Below are 17979 nucleotides of genomic sequence, written 5' to 3' on the forward strand. Positions count from 1 at the left end.
GCCAGCCCTGCGGCGTTCTGGAGAGTCTGTATGGCAAGTTTTGTTCACACGGCAGGCAACCAGACCTACCGTTTCGACAGCCTCAAGGAAGTCATGGCCAAGGCCAGCCCGGCGCGTTCGGGTGACTTTCTCGCCGGTGTCGCCGCCAGCAACGATGGCGAACGGGTGGCGGCGCAGATGGCCCTGGCCGACATCCCGCTCAAGCATTTTCTGACTGAAGCGCTGATCCCCTACGAAGACGATGAAGTCACCCGGCTGATCATCGACACCCATGATGCCAATGCCTTTGCCGCCGTCAGCCACCTGACCGTCGGCGGGCTGCGTGACTGGCTACTCAGCGAAGCCGCCGATGAAGACAGCCTGCGTGCCCTGGCCCCGGGGCTGACCCCGGAAATGGCTGCGGCCGTGTCGAAAATCATGCGCGTGCAGGACCTGGTGCTGGTGGCGCAGAAGATCCGCGTGGTCACCCGTTTTCGCGGCACCATGGGCCTGCGCGGGCGGCTTTCGACCCGCCTGCAGCCCAACCACCCGACCGACGAGCCGGCCGGGATTGCCGCGAGCATTCTCGACGGCCTGCTCTACGGCAACGGCGATGCAATGATCGGCATCAACCCGGCCACCGACAGCATTGCCTCGATCTGCGCCCTGCTGGAGATGCTCGACGCCATCATCCAGCGCTATGACATCCCCACCCAGGCCTGTGTGCTGACCCACGTGACCACCTCGATCGAGGCGATCAACCGCGGCGTGCCGCTGGACCTGGTGTTCCAGTCGATTGCCGGAACCGAAGCGGCCAACGCCAGCTTCGGCATCAACCTCAATGTGCTCAAAGAGGGTTACGACGCAGGTCTGAGCCTCAACCGCGGCACCCTCGGGCAGAACCTGATGTACTTCGAGACCGGCCAGGGCAGCGCCCTCTCGGCCAACGCCCACCATGGCGTCGACCAGCAGACCTGCGAAACCCGCGCCTACGCCGTGGCCCGCCATTTCAAGCCGTTTCTGGTCAACACCGTGGTCGGTTTCATCGGCCCGGAGTACCTGTACAACGGCAAGCAGATCATCCGCGCCGGGCTTGAAGACCACTTCTGCGGCAAGTTGCTCGGCGTGCCCATGGGCTGCGACATCTGCTACACCAACCATGCCGAAGCCGACCAGGACGACATGGACATGCTCCTGACCCTGCTGGGTGTGGCCGGAATCAACTTCATCATGGGCATCCCCGGCTCCGACGACATCATGCTCAACTACCAGACCACTTCATTCCATGATGCGCTCTACGCCCGCCAGACCCTGGGCCTCAAGCCTGCGCCGGAGTTCGAAAGCTGGCTGGCGCGCATGGGCATCTTCACCCAGGCCGACGGCCGGGTGCGTTTCGGTGACAACCTGCCACCGGCCTTCCGCCAGGCCCTGGCGCAACTGGGATAAGCGAGTCGACTATGGCCAATACTCCCCAACACGACAACAGCGCCAATCCCTGGCTGGAACTGCGCCGCCTGACCCCGGCGCGCATCGCCCTGGGCCGCACCGGCACCAGCCTGCCGACCGGCGCCCAGCTGGACTTTCAGTTCGCCCACGCCCAGGCCCGCGACGCCGTGCACCTGGCCTTCGACCATGCCGGCCTGCGCCAGCAATTGAGCGAGCGCGGACGTGAAAGCCTGCTGCTGCACAGCGCCGCCGCCGATCGTCACAGCTACCTGCAACGCCCCGATCTGGGGCGCCGCCTGCACGAAGATTCAGCACAACGGCTGCGCGAACACGCCCAGGCCAACCCCGGCGGCGTCGATCTGGCCATCGTCGTTGCCGACGGTCTCTCGGCCCTGGCCGTGCATCGCCATACCCTGCCGTTTCTCGCCCGCCTGGAAGAACAGAGCGCCGCCGACGGCTGGTCGACCTCTCCGGTGGTGTTGGTCGAACAAGGCCGGGTGGCGGTGGCCGATGAAGTGGGCGAGCTGCTCGGGGCGAAAATGACCGTGATCCTGATCGGCGAACGCCCGGGCTTGAGCTCGCCGGACAGCCTCGGGCTGTACTTCACCTACAACCCCAAGGTCGGCCTCACCGACGCCTACCGCAACTGCATCTCCAACGTGCGCCTGGAAGGCCTGAGCTACGGCATGGCCGCCCACCGCCTGCTGTACCTGATGCGCGAGGCCTGTCGGCGGCAGTTGTCGGGGGTCAATCTGAAGGACGAAGCCCAGGTGCAAACCCTTGAGTCAGACACCGATACAGCAAAAAGCGGAAATTTCCTGCTGAGTAAACCTTAAGAACATAGATTGCGCTTTCTAATTGCTTTCAGGCAGCATCTGCCAAGGCTGCCGGCGATTCGCCGCAAACTCCCATGGACCCTGAGGCCTGCTTATGCGAATCATCAAAGCAACCCTGGAACATCTGGACCTGCTTGCCCCGCTGTTCGTCAAATACCGCGAGTTCTACGGCCAGCTGCCCTACCCGGACTCCTCGCGCTCGTTCCTGAAAAAACGCCTGGAACGTGGCGAGTCGACCATCTACCTGGCCCTGCCGGACGATGACGACAGCAAACTGATGGGCTTTTGCCAGCTCTATCCGAGCTTCTCGTCGCTGTCGCTCAAGCGCGTGTGGATTCTCAACGACATCTATGTCGCCGAAGACTCCCGGCGCATGCTGGTGGCCGACCACCTGATGCGCGAAGCCAAGAAGCTGGCCAAGGAAACCAACGCCGTGCGCCTGCGGGTATCGACCAGCAGCGACAACGAAGTGGCGATGAAAACCTACGAATCCATCGGTTTTCACGAAGACACCGAGTTCAAGAGCTACATCCTGCCTATCCACTCGGACTGATCCGGGCGCAACGGCAGGCGCGATGCCTGCCGTTCACATCCATTCGACATCCGCCGCTACAAACTGCGCAGGCACAATCTGTTCGTAACCGTATAATGCGCCTCTTCATTGTGTGTGAAACTTTACCCATCTTCCGGGTAGCGACCGTCCGCATTCGCACTGCCAGCCATCGCAAGCCCGTCGCCCGGGTCAAGAACACAAGGTGCTGTACATGGATTTCAACCCGCTGGACCTTATTCTGCATCTCGACGCCTACCTGGACCTGTTGGTCAACAACTACGGCCCGTGGATCTACGCGATCCTGTTCCTGGTGATCTTTTGCGAGACCGGTCTGGTGGTCATGCCGTTCCTGCCGGGTGACTCCCTGCTGTTCATCGCCGGCGCCGTGGCCGCAGGCGGCGGTATGGACCCGGTGCTGCTCGGCGGCCTGCTGATGGCGGCGGCAATCCTGGGCGACAGCACCAATTACGTGATTGGCCGAACAGCAGGCGAACGCTTGTTCCGCAACCCCAACTCGAAGATCTTCCGCCGCGACTACCTGCAGCAGACCCACGACTTTTATGAGCGTCATGGCGGCAAGACCGTGACCCTGGCGCGCTTCCTGCCGATCCTGCGCACCTTTGCGCCGTTCGTCGCCGGCATCGCCAAAATGCACTACCCGCGTTTCCTCGGTTTCAGCGTCGCCGGCACCGTGCTCTGGGTAGGCGGCCTGGTCACCCTCGGCTACTTCTTCGGCAACGTGCCGTTCATCAAGCAGAACCTGTCGCTGATGATCGTCGCCATCATCCTGCTGTCGCTGGTGCCGATGATCATCGGCATCGTGCGCAGCCGCATGGGCCGCAACGAAGCCAAGGTTCACTAAGCCCGGTTTATGTGGTCGCTGAGCGCCTGGCGCCGTCGCCGTACCCTGGCCCGACACCCGCTCGACCCGCAGCGCTGGCAGCGGGTGCGCGAGCGCCTGCCGATGCTCGATGGCCTGAGCGACGAAGAAGACCAATGGCTGCATGAAGCCTGCGTATTGTTCCTCGATAGCAAGCACCTGACTGCCCTGCCCGGGGTCGAGCTGGACGGCGAGCAGCGGCTGTTTCTCGCCGCCCAGGCGCAACTGCCGCTGCTGCACCTGGGCGAGCTGAACTGGTACCAGGGTTTTCACGAAATCATCCTCTACCCCGACGACTTCGTAAGCCCCCAGCGCCATCGCGACGCCAGCGGCATCGAACACGAATGGGACGGCGAACACAGCGGCGAAGCCTGGCAACAGGGCCCGGTGATCCTGGCCTGGCCTGGCGTGCTGGCCAGTGGCGGCTGGGAAGGTTACAACCTGGTGATCCACGAACTGGCGCACAAGCTCGACATGCTCAATGGCGATGCCAACGGCCTGCCGCCGCTGCACAGTGACCTGCGCGTCAGCGACTGGGCCCAGGTCATGCAAGCGGCCTTTGACGACCTCAACGCCCAGCTCGACCGCAACCCCGACGCCGAAACCGCCATCGACCCCTATGCCGCGGAAAACCCGGCAGAATTCTTCGCCGTCACCTGCGAATACTTCTTCAGCGCCCCGGACCTGCTCAACGACGCCTACCCCGCGGTGTACCAGCAATTGCGCGGCTTCTACCGCCAGGACCCGCTGGCCCGCCTGCAGCAGTTGCAGCGCCACCACCCGCATTACCAGGACGCGCAGGACTGAGCCTGCCGGACATCCGCCCGGGCGTGGCAAGCGCGCTGGAATGTGCCTATAATCGCGACCAATTTTTGGCCAAACATGGGGGCACTGCCCAATGAGCTACAGCAAGATTCCGGCTGGCAAAGACCTGCCGAACGACATCTACGTCGCCATCGAGATTCCAGCCAACCACGCGCCGATCAAATACGAGATCGACAAGGACAGCGACTGCCTGTTCGTTGACCGTTTCATGGCTACCCCGATGTTCTACCCGGCCAACTACGGCTACATCCCCAACACCCTGGCAGACGACGGTGACCCCCTCGACGTGCTGGTTGTTACCCCGTACCCGGTAGCGCCAGGCTCGGTCATCCGCGCCCGTCCGGTCGGCATCCTGAACATGACCGACGACGGCGGCGGCGACGCCAAAGTCATCGCCGTACCGCACGACAAACTGTCGCAACTGTACGTCGACGTCAAAGAATACACCGACCTGCCAGCCCTGCTGATCCAGCAGATCGAGCACTTCTTCGCGAACTACAAAGATCTCGAGAAAGGCAAGTGGGTCAAGATCGAAGGCTGGGATGGCGCTGACGCCGCCCGCGCTGCGATCACCAAGTCGGTTGCCGCTTACAAAGGCTAAGCAACCCACAACAAAAAGCCCCGCACATGCGGGGCTTTTTGTTTCAGGGCAAGAACAACCCATCAAGGTAGGAGCGGCGGTGCGACGCCTCGACTTGTCCAGCGATAGCTGACTGTCAGCCACATCGCATCGCGGGGCAAGCCCGCTCCCACAGCAAAGACAGCTACCTTCTTAAGCCCTATTCATTCCCAAGCCCACATCATCAACAATCGCCTTGGCGAGCCCGCTCAGATAAAAAGCGGCCCACATCATGTCGCCGTCTTCATCCATAACCCCCGCCCGGATCAGCTTGTGCACACATCCCAGCAGGGTTGAAGCCTGCTCCAGCGCGTAATCGCACGGCACGCCCGGCGTAATCCGAAATAGCCCCATGGGCAATTGCTGGCTGCTGATAAAGCTCGCGATACCTACCGTCTCGTCGTACGAATCCTTGCTCATGCCATCACTCCCTCTTCCACGGCCAGCAGCTTGCTCAGCGCATGCTCGACCAACGCCCTGGCCATCTCGGCCGAATGCAGCACATTCACCAGCATGCCCTGGCCGGGTTCGTTGGCATGGGCTCGGCAGAATTCGTCGGTGGTTTCATGGATACCGCGCAGCAGTTCGCTGGCATAGGCCAGGGAATCAGAAGGAATCAGGTCGCTGTGGATGGAGAAGTAGGGGGTGGTGATGTTGTTGCGAGATATATCGGAATACGGTGGGTCGGGGACGATCTTCTTCATGACGTACCTCCTATATCTATCAGGAGCTACCTCCGCATCCCTCTCACAGGATTAGGGTGGCAGCCGTACGCGGGGTGAGAGACCGGTAGACATAGGAAACCCGGCCAGACCGAGGTCTGCCCGCGCACAGCTGCCATAACTAGCTGCTTCTACTATCTACTCGAGCTCTCACACCCGGTCGCCAACGTAGCGACCCGAGGAAATTAACCCTGTAGCACCTTTATCACAACAGTGAAAAGGCAGCAGCGTGCGTAGGATAGTTCCGAACGCCATTCAAGTGGATTTTTTTGCCGCGAAACCTCCTACGCGAGCCTAAGCAACCGCCTGTAATCCAGCCATTTTCCAGCTTTGAAAATGAACCTCGCGTTTATAGCCCGGGCTGTACGAGCCCACTAAACTCGGGCCTCATGAATACATCCGGTGATCGTCTCAAAGCGCTCCTGAGCGAGTGCAACCTGTCCCCTTCCGACTTTGCTGCGCAGCGCAAGGTTACGCCGCAGCACGTCAACAACTGGTTCAAGCGCGGCGTGCCCCTGGCCCGGCTGGATGAAATCGCCGAACTGCTGTGCGTGCGCAGCCGCTGGCTGCGCAACGGCGAAGGCCCCAAGCACCCCAACCCCTTGCCGCGCCTCAACAGCCAGGCCGCCCGCCCAGGCGTTGAAGGCCCCGATGCCAGCGCACTGGCGGCGCACAGCTACAACGACATCCAGGTGCCGTTCTACAGCATCCAGACCCGCCAGCTAAAAGCGGTCGAAGACCGTTACCTGCGCCTGCCGCTGCGTGCCCTCGACGCCGTCGGCGTCGACCCGGGCGATGCCCTGTGCCTGAGCATGCCCGGGCACAACATGAGCCCGCTGCTGCCACGCGGCACCACCCTGGCCGTCGACCGCAGCCTGACCCGGGTGGTCGAAGGCGAAATCTATGCCTTGCTGCACAACGGCCGCCTGCGCATCAACAGCCTCAGCCGCCGCGCCAACGGCGCCTTGCGCCTGCACAGCCAGGACAGCGACGAATACCCCACCGAAACCTACAGCCCGGCACAACTGAAAACCCAGCGTCTGGAAGTACTGGGCTGGGTATTCTGGTGGGGCCACCTGCGCGACAGCCGCCCGGGCTGAGCACCGGCCAGTGATTTTTTGCTGGGCATCGCCGGCCAATCCCAGTATGCTACGCCGCACATTTAGCCCGACGGCCCAGCCCGTCCGCGGTCCTGGTGCGGCACTCCACAGCTTGCCCGCCACCTCCCGGCCCCAGCGCCGGAGCAACGATTTTAAGGCGGTTGCGGCTTACCAAAAATTAGCCAAGCCCGTCCCCGGAAGCCGGCCACAAGCCGGCTTTTTAATGCCTGAAACATTCCCCTGCGCACACCTGAGCTGCCAAGCCCACACTTCGAACCACACCGAGAAAAACTCGACTACTTTTACTCGGTCGTAACCTGTTCTCACTGGAGTGGTCATGAAACTCATCGGCATGCTCGATTCCCCCTACGTGCGCCGCGTCGCGGTATCGCTGGAGCTGTACGGCATCAGCTTCGAACACCAGGCGCTGTCAGTGTTTCGCAATTTTGCCGAGTTCGCCGCGATCAATCCGGTCGTCAAGGCGCCGAGCCTGGTGCTGGACGACGGCACGCTGCTGATGGATTCGACGCTGATTCTGGATTACTTCGAAGCCCTGGCCGTACCCGACAAAAAGTTATTGCCACAAGACCCGCTGGCCCGCGCCAGCGATTTGCAGGTGATTGGCCTGGCGCTGGCGGCCAGTGAGAAGTCGGTGCAGATCTACTACGAGCACAACCTGCGCCCGCAAGAGAAGCTGCACACGCCCTGGCTGGAGCGGGTGACCGGGCAGTTGCAGGCGGCGTACGCGCAGCTCGACGGCTTGCTCGCCGAACAGCCGAGCAAGTGCCCCACCCTGCCCTTGAGCCAGGCAGAAATCACCACGGCGGTGGCCTGGTCGTTCACCCAGTACGTATGCGCCGAGGTGGTTGCGGCCAGCGACTATGCGCATGTGCAGCGTCTGGCGCAGAAGATCGAAGGGCATCCGGCGATGCTCAAGTACCCGATCGAATAGCGTCCGGCGCCAACCCCTCGCGCAGCATCTGCACGAAGGCATCCCGGGCCGGATGCCTTGCTGCCTGGGCATGCCAGTAGAAGGCGTTGCTGATGGCCTTGAGTTCGGCGAACTCATGGCCGCTCCAGCCGGCGCCCTTGCGGTATTGCTCGAAGATGCCCCTGGGCACCAGCGACACTCCGGCGCCAGCACTGACGCAACTGACGATGGCGCCATAGCTGGCAATGCCGACAATCGGCAGTTTTTGCCCCTGTTCGAGCAACCAGTGCTCCAGAGCCGCGCGGTATGGGCAACCTTCCGGCCACATGAAGATAGCCTTGCCCTGCAGGTCTTCAGCGCTGCGAATCGGCCCCAGCGATTCAGGCGCGATCAGCACCAGGTCTTCCTGGTACATGGGCGTGCGCTTGAGCAACGGCCGCTCGACCTCCACTGCGACAATCGCCCCGTCGAGGCGATGGTTGAGCACGTCATCGAGCAGTTGCGACCAAGTGCCCGTGCTCAATTCCAGTGATACCTGTGGGAAGCGCGCATGGTATTCGGCCAGTAACCGCGGAAGCCGGCCACTGGCCGAGGACTCGATGGCGCCGATACGCAGGCGCCCGCTGGGCATGGCGTGCGGGCTCAGGGCGGCCTTCGAGGCTTCGGCCAGGGCGAGCATCTGGGTGGCGTATTCAAGGAAGGTTTCGCCTGCCGGGCTGATCTTCAAACCGCGACCATGGCGAAAGAACAGCGCAACGCCCAGCTCTTGTTCAAGCGCCTTGATCCGCGCAGTGATGTTCGACGGCACGTAGTGCAACACCTCGGCCGCACGGGCGATGCTGCCGGTGTCGTAGACCGTCTTGAACATGCGAATCTGCATCAGCTCCATACATCACCCAAAGTGAACGATACGCTCAGTATAAGTCGATTGTGGTGAGCATAGGCCTTTCTGATACTGAAGCTCCCAGCCCCCCGGAGCCTCTTGCGATGCCACGCGCCCAATCCCTGAAAATCGTCCTGGCGACCCTGTTTGTGGTGCTGTGCTGGGCCTACTCACCCACGGGCATCCATATCGCCCTGCAAGGCTACGAACCGGGCCATCTGGCCTTGGCGCGGTTTATCGTGGCGTCGGTATTCATGGCCTTTGTCGCACTGTGGCGAGGGATCAGCCTGCCCCGGCTCAAGGACTTGCCGCTGTTGATGCTGCTCGGTTTTTTCGCAGTGTTTGCCCACCATGTGGCGATCAACTTCGGCCAGCGCGGGATCAGTGCCGGGGCATCCAGTGTGCTGGCGCAATCCACACCATTGTTCAGCCTGTTGATCGGCTGTTTTGTTCTGCGTCAGAAGGCCAGCGCCTGGCACTGGGGCTGCCTGGTGCTGGGCATGCTTGGCGCGGCGATGGTGGTTGCCGGGGATCACGGGCCAGGCGCACTGAACGCCCACGGCCTGCTGGTGCTGTTGGCCGCGCTGTCGTGGAGTATCTACTTCACCCTGCAGAAACTTCATGGCCATCGGTACGACGGCCTGACCATGGTCTGCTACACCATCTGGGCCGGCACCGCCTTGCTGCTGGTGTATATGCCGGGCCTGGCCGGCGCCGTGAAGGCCGCGCCACTGCAGGCAGACCTGGCGGTGTTGATGCTGGGCGTATTTCCCAGCGCCCTGGCCTACCTGGGCTGGGCCTTTGTACTGAGCCACACGCAGGTCAGCCGGGCAACCATGGCGCTGTACCTGATCCCGCCCTGCGCCATGCTGATCGCGGCCTCGCTGCTCGGCGAGCAGCCTTCGCTGATGGTGATAGTCGCAGCGGTGGTCGTGTTGATCAGTGTGCTGGCCTTGAACATTCCATCACGGCGGCGAATTCAACGGCCTGAACAGTTGCACCAATAGCCGGCCAAGTATGTAGAACAGTGGTACCGCGAACAGCAGGCTGAACAGCACGATGTTCATCGCTTCACCGGCAATGACCTGCGGATCGCAACTGATCGGCCCGCTATTACCGCGCCCAAGGCGGATGCACCCGGACTTGGGGTGGGCCGTCCAGTACGCCGCCGCGATGCACAAGCCGACCATCACTGAAAGCAGCAGCATCACTACTTGATCGCTGCCGCTTATCTGCAACCGTTGCCAGCGTTCTCTCACGCGCAGCTTCAGCATGCCGCGCTCTGAATCACGTCCTTGTTCATGCTCAACTCCTTTGCATAACGGCGCACCGTCAGGCCGCCTCGGCAAATTTCACCTTGAAGTAATCCAGCAGGGTTTTGCCCCGGTAAAAAACCTCGCGTACCTCGGCACTTTCTTTAAGCAGCGCCTCACTGGGGAGCGCATGCTGATCTGCCGGCAAGGGCCGGGACCACTCCTGCACCGCTTTGGGGAACAGGGCCCTGGGGCGATTGTTGACCCAGTTGGAGATATGGCAGGGCAAGGTCCAGCCGCCGAACGCCTGGACGAACAGAAAGCCGAACACGTACTGCAGCCACGGGAAATTCTCCCGATAGCCAAGGCGGGCCATGTGGAAATACGCCACCGTGCCCTCTTCGAATTCTTCTGACGGTGGCGCCGGCAAGGCTGCCGGGCCCTCTTCCATGTAGGCGCGAATCGCCTCCCACTCGGCCACCGCAGCGCGCAGGCTGCCGCAGGCCACAGTCAACCAGAGGACGTTACCGCTGGCGGCGTCACGCAGGCCGATCATCAGTTTGAACTCGGGCAGCACCGCGTATTCGGTGACCAGTTTGCCGGCCGAGACACAGGCGATAACCTCTTCCCACGGCACATAATGGGGGGCTGCACCTTTCTTCGGCACCATCGCCACTTCGCGTCGCTGGCGGTTGAAACGGATCGGCGGCTGGACTCTGAGCTCGCGCACGGTCTTGCAGAAAATGAACACGTACATCAGCGCCAACGCGCCGATAAAGCCCCAGATCGGCGGCGAGGCGAGAAAGTCGAGAACACCCGACCAGAACGGCTCGTACTTGCGCCGTGCCCAGCCCGCGAGCAGCGCCGTCATCACAAAGCTGGTGATCACGCCCATGACCGCGGCAATGCCGCAGCGGGCCATGAACTCGAAGTTGCCCCGGCCGATGCCGAAGTCCAGGTAGACCTCGTTGGCATCACGGTGCAGGAGCTGGTAGCTGTAGGCCTCGACGCCCGTGGGCAAGGGTTTGGGCGACAGGTAGACAATCTCGGTGCCAGAGACTTGCTCGAAGTCTCCGGCATGGGGCAGGCGTTGGTACTTACTGTCAGGCATGAAAACGGTCCGAGTCCTTTCGACAAGGAAGGCACGCCAAGGCGCGCCTCCTATGAATAACGCCGCACAGTATCGCGCAAATAGTCATCCAGCTGTTGCGTATCACCGCGCAGCCGCGGCAAGGCTGGCGAAGTTTCGGCGCGCAACAGCTCAGTGTCGATGAACTGCTGCAGCACCACCCGTCGCGGCCCGTAATCGGCCTCGACCGCCTGGCGCTTGATGCGCAGCAATTCATCGATCTCGGCAAGCATCTGTGGCTCGTTCAAGGTGCCTGCCAAGAGCTCGGCAAAGGCCGTCGGCGGCATGCCCAGGCCCAGGTCGATCCAGCGCACCGCCAACAGCGAACGCAGCACGTAAAGGTACTTCTTGAAGCGCACCTGCTCGCCCTGGAGAAAGTCGCGGTGGTTCTTTTTCGCCATCGACAAGTAATGATGCCGCGCCGCCCGGGCGCTGTAGAAGTTCAGCGCCAGCGCCCTCAGCGACTCGACCGCACCGGGCTCGGCGCGATACACCAGCGGCGAGCCGAGCCATTCGAGCAGGGTCGGGTTGGAGTTGCGCAGCAGCTTCAGGGTCTTGCGCAACTCCCAACCGCTGATGTCCAGCTCGTCGGTCAGCGGCCGTTCGATCACGTCGCGCGGCTCGTCGACACGCAGGTACCAGTCCTGGCGCGGGACGTAGATGAAGCGCACGTCGAAATCGCTGTCGGTGGAGGCAAAGCCCCAGGCACGGCTGCCGGATTCGCAGGCGTAGAGCACGCGCACATCGTGTTCAAGCTCGACCCGGCGCAATTCTTCAAGCACCCACTCGCGCATGGCGCCCGGCAGTGGGTGACGGTCTTCCTTGTTCATGGTGTATCCCTTCCTATCCCTTTACGCACACCACCTGACGCAGGGTGTGCACTACTTCCACCAGTTCGCGCTGGGCCTGCATCACCGCGTCGATGTCCTTGTAGGCCATGGGGATCTCGTCGATCACGTCCTTGTCCTTGCGGCATTCGACATGGGCAGTGGCGCGGCGCTGATCCTCAACGGTGAACGCCTGCTTGGCCCGGGTACGGCTCATCACCCGCCCGGCGCCATGGCTGCAGGAGCAGAACGCCTCTTCGTTGCCCAGGCCACGAACGATGAAACTCTTGGCGCCCATGGAGCCGGGAATAATCCCCAGCTCGCCCTTTTGCGCCGACACTGCGCCCTTGCGGGTGACCAGCACGTCGTGGCCAAAGTGATGTTCGCGCTGCACATAGTTGTGGTGGCAGTTGACCGCTTCGAGGTTGGCCTCAAAGGGTTTGCCGAGCACCTTGCGTGTAGCGCCGATCACCGCGTGCATCATCAGCGCACGGTTCTGCCGGGCGAAATCCTGAGCCCACTCCACCGCCTCGACGTAGTCGGCAAAGTGCCGGCTGCCTTCTTCGAAATAGGCCAGGTTGCGGTCCGGCAGGTTGGCGATGTGCTGGCGCATGTCGGCCTGGGCCAGTTCAATGAACAGGTTGCCGATGGCATTGCCGACCCCGCGTGAACCGCTGTGCAACATGAACCAGACGCGGTTGGCTTCATCCAGGCAAACCTCGATGAAATGATTGCCGCCGCCGAGGGTGCCCAGGTGCTGGCGGTTGTTGGTTTTCTCAAGCTTCGGGTACTTGTCGGTGATCGCCTTGAAGCGCGCCGCCAGGTCGTGCCAGGCACGGTCGGCCATGGCCGGCACGCTGTCCCAGGCGCCCTGGTCGCGGCGGCCGAAGGTCTTGCCATGGGGCACAGCCTTTTCGATCGCCGAGCGCAGGCCGTGCAGGTTGTCCGGCAGGTCGCTGGCGGTCAGCGAGGTGCGCGCGGCAATCATGCCGCAGCCGATGTCGACGCCAACCGCCGCCGGGATGATCGCGCCCAGGGTCGGGATCACGCTGCCGATGGTCGAGCCCTTGCCCAGGTGCACATCGGGCATCACCGCCAGGTGCTTGAAGATGAACGGCATCTTCGCGGTGTTCAGCAGTTGCTCACGGGCGCCCTCGTCCACCGGGACGCCGTCGGTCCAGAGCTTGATCGGCTTGCCGCCGGCCACTTCGAGTATGTTCATGTCGGTACTTCCATTTTTATCTGTTGCTGCCGGGCTGCTTGAGCCCGGCAACGCTCATCCGGCCTTGATGCTGACCAGTCCATTCAACACCTGATCCAGGCCGCCGAACACCGAAATCCGGTCGATGCGCTCGGCCACCCGCTCCAGGGTCTCCAGCTCCTTCAGGCGCAGGGCCGTCGGGTTGTCTTCCATGACTTTGGCGGTGTTGAGCAGCGATCGGGTCGCCGAGGTCTCTTCACGGCGGCGGATGACGTTGGCTTGCGCCGCTTTCTCTGCCTCCACCACCTGCGCCAGCAGGGTTTTCATCTCGCCTGGGAGGATGATGTCGCGCACCCCCAGGCCGCTGACTTCGATGCCGCTGCCAGCGAGTTTTTCCTGCAGGTACTGGCTGACCGAATCGTCGATCAACTGCTTGTTTTCCAACAGCTCATCGAGGGTGCGGGTACCCACCGCCGCCCGCAGGCCGAACTGCACCTCGCGGTACAGATGCTCCAGCGGTTTGCTCAACTGCGCGAACGCACCGAGCACATCGCTGTAGCGCCAGTTGGCCGCAAGATTCAGGCGCAGGCTGACCTTGTCGCGGGTGAGAATTTCCTGCCCGCTGATTTCCATGGCCTGGATCCGCATGTCGACCAACTCGACACTCACCTGACGGTTGAAGCGCCAGAAGCCGTACTGCCCGGCACCCAGCAACTCTTCCACCACGCCATCGACCTTCAACACACCGACATGGAACGCCGGCACCGCCGCCAGCAACACCGCATCCAGCCCGGCCAGGCTGCGACCGCGCAGTTTAGGCTGGTTGAGCTGGGCTACCAGGGCGCTATCCAGGCGATAGGCCTGGCTCAGGTCGATGCGCTGCAGGGTCTGCGCGCTCTGGCCCTTCCAGTACAGCTGGCGGCTGCCCGGAGCCAGCAATTCGACCAGGGCACCGTCCTCAAAACGCAGGCCGGCTTCGTTTTCCGCCAGGTCCATGCGCTCGAAATACTGCTCGACCAAGGCCGGCTCGCTCTGACGCAGGTAGCCCGCCAGGCGATGTTCGAACAGCGAAGTATTGAGGCTGAAGGTTTCTACCGTCAGCCGGTTGTGCAGGTCGAAACGCTTGTGCACGCCAGGTTCGAGGATCGACACAAAGTCACCTTCGCAGAACAGCAGGCCGCGTTCGTTCTTTTTCACGATAAAGCGTTTCAACAGTTTCATCTTGATCATCCTGTGCAATTAAGTCCTTGGTGCCGGTGTTGCCAAAGCGCCGAGCGTTGCGGGCGTGGCCCGGAGGAGGCAGTTGCCGGGACTTCCTGTCCACTGACCGCATCCTGCGGTGCGGCAACTGCCTTGCTCCGGGCCCGGCCGACAAGCCGGGCAAATCGGCGGTGGGCGTGTGCGCTCCGTGCGCACCTTGCAGCCTTGCCTGGCTACGCCCCACCGGCGGGTACAACATTCGAATACCTTGGAGGGTATGTAAGGTTCGAGTCAGGCCTCGAGACCAGCGTCTCCGTGAGGAGCCACGCTATCGACTGCACGTTGCGGCGGCGGCATGCACGACACCTACACCTGGGGTGGGCTCGTGCACCGGCGGGGACATAAACCCCGTCCCGTTGGCCAGCTTGGCGATGCGGTCGGGGAAGATATTGCGAGGGGCGTGCCAGGTTTTGAATCAGGTCCGAAATTAATTTTTAACTTATTGATTTATAAGGTTTTTATTTTTACCAACAAAAAATCATGAGTTTTCTCAGCCTACACCAGACAAGATTTTTATATATTATGGGATACACATTTATCTATTGAGCTAAACAGCAATGAGCAAGCGCAGCGTCGCCATCGGCTTTCTCGGCACCACCCTGGATCGCAACGGCAAAGGCGCGGCGCGCTGGCAGCGCTGGCGGCCGACCATCAGCCTGTGCCAGCAGGCACAAACCCCCATCGACCGCCTGGAGCTGATCCACGGCACCAGCGCTCGCGACCTGGGCCTGGCCGAGCGCATTCGCGAAGATATCCAGAGCATCTCGCCGCACACCGAGGTGCGTTTGCAGCCGATGGTTCTGCGTAACCCTTGGGACTTCGAGGAGGTCTATGGCGCGCTGCACGACTTTGCCAGCGCCTACCCCTTCGATACCGAGCACGAGGACTACCTGGTGCATATCACCACCGGTACCCACGTGGCGCAGATCTGCTGGTTCCTGCTGACCGAGGCGCGCTACCTGCCGGCGCGGCTGATCCAGACCTCGCCAGCGCGCGGCAAGGAAGACATCGCCGACCCGGCCGGCACCAGCACGCTGATTGACCTCGACCTGTCGCGCTATGACCACATCGCATCGCGCTTTCAGCGCGAGCAGGCCGACAGCCTGAATTTTCTCAAGGCCGGCATCGCTACCCGCAACGCCGCCTTCAACCGCTCCATCGAGCAGATCGAGCGGGTGGCGCTGCGCTCACGGGCACCGATGCTGCTGGTCGGCCCGACCGGCGCTGGCAAGTCGTTCCTGGCTCGGCGCATCTATGAGCTCAAGCGCGGCCGCCATCAGCTGGAGGGACGCTTCGTTGAAGTGAACTGCGCCACCCTGCGCGGCGACGGCGCCATGTCGACACTGTTTGGCCATAGCAAAGGCGCCTTCACCGGCGCCCAGAACGCCCGCGAAGGTCTACTGCGCGCCGCCGATGGCGGCATGTTGTTCCTTGATGAAATCGGCGAGCTGGGCGCGGATGAGCAAGCCATGCTGCTCAAGGCCATCGAAGAAAAACGCTTCTTCCCGCTGGGCTCGGACCGTGAGGTAGAGAGCGACTTCCAGCTGATCGCCGGCACCCACCGCGACCTGCGCAGCCGGGTCGCCGAAGGGCTGTTTCGCGAAGACCTGTACGCGCGCATCAACCTCTGGACCTTCGCCCTGCCAGGCCTGGCAGGGCGCCGCGAAGACATCGAGCCGAACATCGATTTCGAACTGCAGCGCCATGCCCGCGAACAGAACCGCCAAGTGCGCTTCAACCTCGAAGCCAAGCGCCGCTACCTGGCCTTTGCCAACTCGCCGCAAGCGCGCTGGGCCGGTAACTTTCGCGAGCTGTCGGCGTCGATCACGCGCATGGCCACCCTCGCCGACAGCGGCCGTATCGACGAGCCGCTGGTACTGGAAGAAATCGAGCGCCTGCAACACGCCTGGGGCCTGGAGCAAGGTGCCAACCCACTCGACGCCTTGCTCGGCGACCAGGCCCTTGACCAGTTCGACCGTCTGCAACTGCAGGCGGTACTCAAGGTGTGCGGCAACGCCCGCACACTGTCCGAGGCCGGGCGCCAGTTGTTCGATGTCTCGCGCCTGGAAAAAGAAAAGCCCAATGACGCCGACCGTTTGCGCAAATACCTGGCACGCTTTGGCCTGGACTGGAATCAACTCAAGGGCTGAACAGGGTGCTAGAATCCGCGCCCTCTTCGGCCGCACCTGGCCGAGCACTACCGAAAAAGGACTCTCGGCTATGTCATTGCTGACAGCGACCCGCCTGCACCTCTGCTCCTTCGGCCTGCTGGCTGGCCTCAGCCTCACCGCAACCACTGCTTTCGCCGACGAGGCCACCGACCAGGCCCTGCACAAAGGCCGCTGGCAAGGCATGGCCGCCATGGCCAACCTGTACCTCAACGACGCCACCCCGGCCGAGTTCATGGATGCCGGTGACAAAGAGAAGAGCGAGCACGACAACTATGCCGGCGCCCTGGCCTTCTACCTGACCGCCGCCCGCCTCGACCCGAAGAACGCCTTCGCCGCGTACCAGGCCGCTGCCGCGCTGTCGTCCATGGACAGCCCGGAACTGGCTGCGCAATACCTCGACGAGGCCCGCGAGCGCGGCTTCTGGCAAGCGGTTATTCTCAAGGAAGACGACGAACTGGAGCCGATGAAAAACGACCCGGCCTACCAGAAGCTGCTGCAAGCGGCCGAGAAGAACTACCCGACCCAGGCCAAGGACGCCGGCCTCGCCGCCTTCAGCATCCCTGAAGGCAAGGCCCCGGCTGGCGGCTGGCCGGTGGTGGTGTGGCTGGCAGGCTTTGGCACCGAAGGCGTCAAGGGCACCAACATGCGCGCCGACCTGGTCGGCGACAAGGCCGTGCTGGTAGCCCTGAACGGTACCCTCAAGCGCGACGAGCATCAGTTCATGTGGCAGCAGCAGTCGGTCGAGCCGACCGAACAAGCGGTGGCCGCAGCGCTGAAGAAGCTGGAAAAAGACACCCGCATCGACCGCTCGAAAGTCGCCCTGATCGGCTTCTCCCAGGGTGCTGAACACGCCGCCCACCTGATCGCCCAGTACCCGCAGAACTACAGCGGCGCGGTGCTGCTGTCGCCGGGCGGCTTCAAGATCCCGTTCACCGTGCAGAAGGCCAAGGACAAGCGCCTGGTCGTGGTCCACGGCGCCCAGGAGCATGAAAGCAACCTGCAACTGACCGCCACCACCGAAAAAGCCTTTGCCAGCAACAACAAGGTGCAGAGCCACGAACACCCTGAAGGCCACACCTTCCAGGACGACTGGCGCAAGGCCTACCCAGGCTACCTGGACTACGCCCTGGGCCTTTGAGTGCGCGCCAGGCAGCCCCGGAAAGCACCTGAGAAATAATCTGTTCGAGAAAATTTACAGCCCTGCAGACAGCTACTAAGGTGAATGCAGAGGAATGAACCGCGACTGATTCAAGGCAGTCGCATCGTGCTGAGCGGGGGCGGTTGCACGCCCCCGGGTTTGCCTCTGTTAAGGGGCGGGAAGACGACTTCATGGGGCGCCGCAAGCCAACCCTGAGTCGTCCCCG

At 62.6% G+C, this 17979-nt stretch carries 20 protein-coding genes; 12 read left to right on the plus strand and 8 right to left on the minus strand.

Going from position 1 to position 17979, the window contains the following annotated elements:
* Positions 1-30 precede the first annotated feature (30 nt).
* The 6 genes from UB48_RS19085 to ppa all read left to right on the plus strand — a co-directional run bounded on the left by UB48_RS19085 (position 31) and on the right by ppa (position 5120).
* On the plus strand, positions 31-1425 hold the full coding sequence (locus tag UB48_RS19085) for an ethanolamine ammonia-lyase subunit EutB (protein WP_045199913.1): 1395 nt from the start codon (positions 31-33) through the stop codon (positions 1423-1425).
* A gap of 11 nt (positions 1426-1436) precedes the next feature.
* Positions 1437-2261 (plus strand): ethanolamine ammonia-lyase subunit EutC, encoded by an 825-nt coding sequence (gene eutC, locus UB48_RS19090; protein WP_045199914.1) that lies wholly within the window; start codon positions 1437-1439, stop codon positions 2259-2261.
* 94 nt (positions 2262-2355) lie between these two features.
* On the plus strand, positions 2356-2814 hold the full coding sequence (locus UB48_RS19095) for an N-acetyltransferase (protein ID WP_045199916.1): 459 nt from the start codon (positions 2356-2358) through the stop codon (positions 2812-2814).
* 211 nt (positions 2815-3025) lie between these two features.
* Positions 3026-3676 carry a DedA family protein gene (locus UB48_RS19100; RefSeq protein ID WP_038998563.1) on the plus strand — a complete coding sequence of 217 codons (651 nt, stop codon included), beginning with the start codon at positions 3026-3028 and terminating at the stop codon, positions 3674-3676.
* A 9-nt stretch (positions 3677-3685) separates the two neighbouring features.
* Positions 3686-4501, plus strand: a complete 816-nt coding sequence (locus tag UB48_RS19105; RefSeq protein WP_045199918.1) for a zinc-dependent peptidase — start codon at positions 3686-3688, stop codon at positions 4499-4501.
* A 91-nt stretch (positions 4502-4592) separates the two neighbouring features.
* Positions 4593-5120: an inorganic diphosphatase gene (ppa, locus tag UB48_RS19110; RefSeq protein ID WP_007933577.1), complete on the plus strand. Its 528-nt coding sequence runs from the start codon at positions 4593-4595 to the stop codon at positions 5118-5120.
* A 171-nt stretch (positions 5121-5291) separates the two neighbouring features.
* On the opposite strand, the gene UB48_RS19115 is transcribed toward ppa, so the two are convergent.
* Together UB48_RS19115 and UB48_RS19120 are read right to left on the minus strand one after the other, a co-directional pair.
* Positions 5292-5558 (minus strand): DUF3077 domain-containing protein, encoded by a 267-nt coding sequence (locus tag UB48_RS19115; RefSeq protein WP_045199922.1) that lies wholly within the window; start codon positions 5556-5558, stop codon positions 5292-5294.
* The gene (locus tag UB48_RS19120; RefSeq protein WP_045199924.1) at positions 5555-5842 is read right to left on the minus strand and encodes a hypothetical protein; all 288 of its coding nucleotides are present in this window, start codon (positions 5840-5842) and stop codon (positions 5555-5557) included. The genes UB48_RS19115 and UB48_RS19120 overlap by 4 nt, the downstream gene beginning before the upstream one ends.
* 407 nt (positions 5843-6249) lie before the next feature.
* On the opposite strand from UB48_RS19120, the gene UB48_RS19125 reads away from it, so the two are divergent.
* Positions 6250-6960 carry an XRE family transcriptional regulator gene (locus tag UB48_RS19125; RefSeq protein WP_045199926.1) on the plus strand — a complete coding sequence of 237 codons (711 nt, stop codon included), beginning with the start codon at positions 6250-6252 and terminating at the stop codon, positions 6958-6960.
* 337 nt (positions 6961-7297) lie between these two features.
* On the plus strand, positions 7298-7912 hold the full coding sequence (locus UB48_RS19130; protein WP_045199928.1) for a glutathione S-transferase family protein: 615 nt from the start codon (positions 7298-7300) through the stop codon (positions 7910-7912).
* Here the strand turns inward: UB48_RS19130 and UB48_RS19135 are convergent.
* Positions 7893-8780: a LysR family transcriptional regulator gene (locus UB48_RS19135; protein ID WP_045199931.1), complete on the minus strand. Its 888-nt coding sequence runs from the start codon at positions 8778-8780 to the stop codon at positions 7893-7895. The genes UB48_RS19130 and UB48_RS19135 overlap by 20 nt on opposite strands.
* A gap of 98 nt (positions 8781-8878) precedes the next feature.
* Here UB48_RS19135 and UB48_RS19140 point away from each other — a divergent pair, with 98 nt between their 5' ends.
* Positions 8879-9781, plus strand: a complete 903-nt coding sequence (locus UB48_RS19140) for a DMT family transporter (RefSeq protein WP_045199933.1) — start codon at positions 8879-8881, stop codon at positions 9779-9781.
* Here the strand turns inward: UB48_RS19140 and UB48_RS19145 are convergent.
* The 5 genes from UB48_RS19145 to UB48_RS19165 are packed head-to-tail and all read right to left on the minus strand — an operon-like array spanning position 9740 to position 14405.
* Positions 9740-10048 (minus strand): hypothetical protein, encoded by a 309-nt coding sequence (locus UB48_RS19145; RefSeq protein WP_045199935.1) that lies wholly within the window; start codon positions 10046-10048, stop codon positions 9740-9742. The genes UB48_RS19140 and UB48_RS19145 overlap by 42 nt on opposite strands.
* Before the next feature lie 58 nt (positions 10049-10106).
* The gene (locus UB48_RS28225) at positions 10107-11138 is read right to left on the minus strand and encodes a hypothetical protein (RefSeq protein WP_082075475.1); all 1032 of its coding nucleotides are present in this window, start codon (positions 11136-11138) and stop codon (positions 10107-10109) included.
* A 50-nt stretch (positions 11139-11188) separates the two neighbouring features.
* Positions 11189-11986 (minus strand): nucleotidyltransferase domain-containing protein, encoded by a 798-nt coding sequence (locus UB48_RS19155; protein ID WP_045199937.1) that lies wholly within the window; start codon positions 11984-11986, stop codon positions 11189-11191.
* A 13-nt stretch (positions 11987-11999) separates the two neighbouring features.
* Positions 12000-13205 carry an RtcB family protein gene (locus tag UB48_RS19160; RefSeq protein WP_045199939.1) on the minus strand — a complete coding sequence of 402 codons (1206 nt, stop codon included), beginning with the start codon at positions 13203-13205 and terminating at the stop codon, positions 12000-12002.
* Positions 13206-13259: 54 nt separating this feature from the next.
* The gene (locus UB48_RS19165; RefSeq protein WP_045200064.1) at positions 13260-14405 is read right to left on the minus strand and encodes a slipin family protein; all 1146 of its coding nucleotides are present in this window, start codon (positions 14403-14405) and stop codon (positions 13260-13262) included.
* 334 nt (positions 14406-14739) lie between these two features.
* On the opposite strand from UB48_RS19165, the gene UB48_RS27415 reads away from it, so the two are divergent.
* The 3 genes from UB48_RS27415 (at position 14740) to UB48_RS19175 (ending at position 17753) form a co-directional block, all read left to right on the plus strand.
* The gene (locus UB48_RS27415) at positions 14740-14928 is read left to right on the plus strand and encodes a hypothetical protein (protein WP_082075476.1); all 189 of its coding nucleotides are present in this window, start codon (positions 14740-14742) and stop codon (positions 14926-14928) included.
* Between the two features lie 73 nt (positions 14929-15001).
* Entirely contained in the window at positions 15002-16594 is a 1593-nt protein-coding gene (gene rtcR, locus UB48_RS19170) for an RNA repair transcriptional activator RtcR (RefSeq protein ID WP_045199941.1), read from the plus strand.
* A gap of 70 nt (positions 16595-16664) precedes the next feature.
* Positions 16665-17753, plus strand: a complete 1089-nt coding sequence (locus UB48_RS19175; RefSeq protein WP_045199943.1) for an alpha/beta hydrolase — start codon at positions 16665-16667, stop codon at positions 17751-17753.
* Positions 17754-17979 lie beyond the last annotated feature (226 nt).

Origin of the sequence: Pseudomonas sp. 2(2015), assembly GCF_000955865.1 — a bacterium.
Classification (GTDB): Bacteria; Pseudomonadota; Gammaproteobacteria; order Pseudomonadales; family Pseudomonadaceae; genus Aquipseudomonas.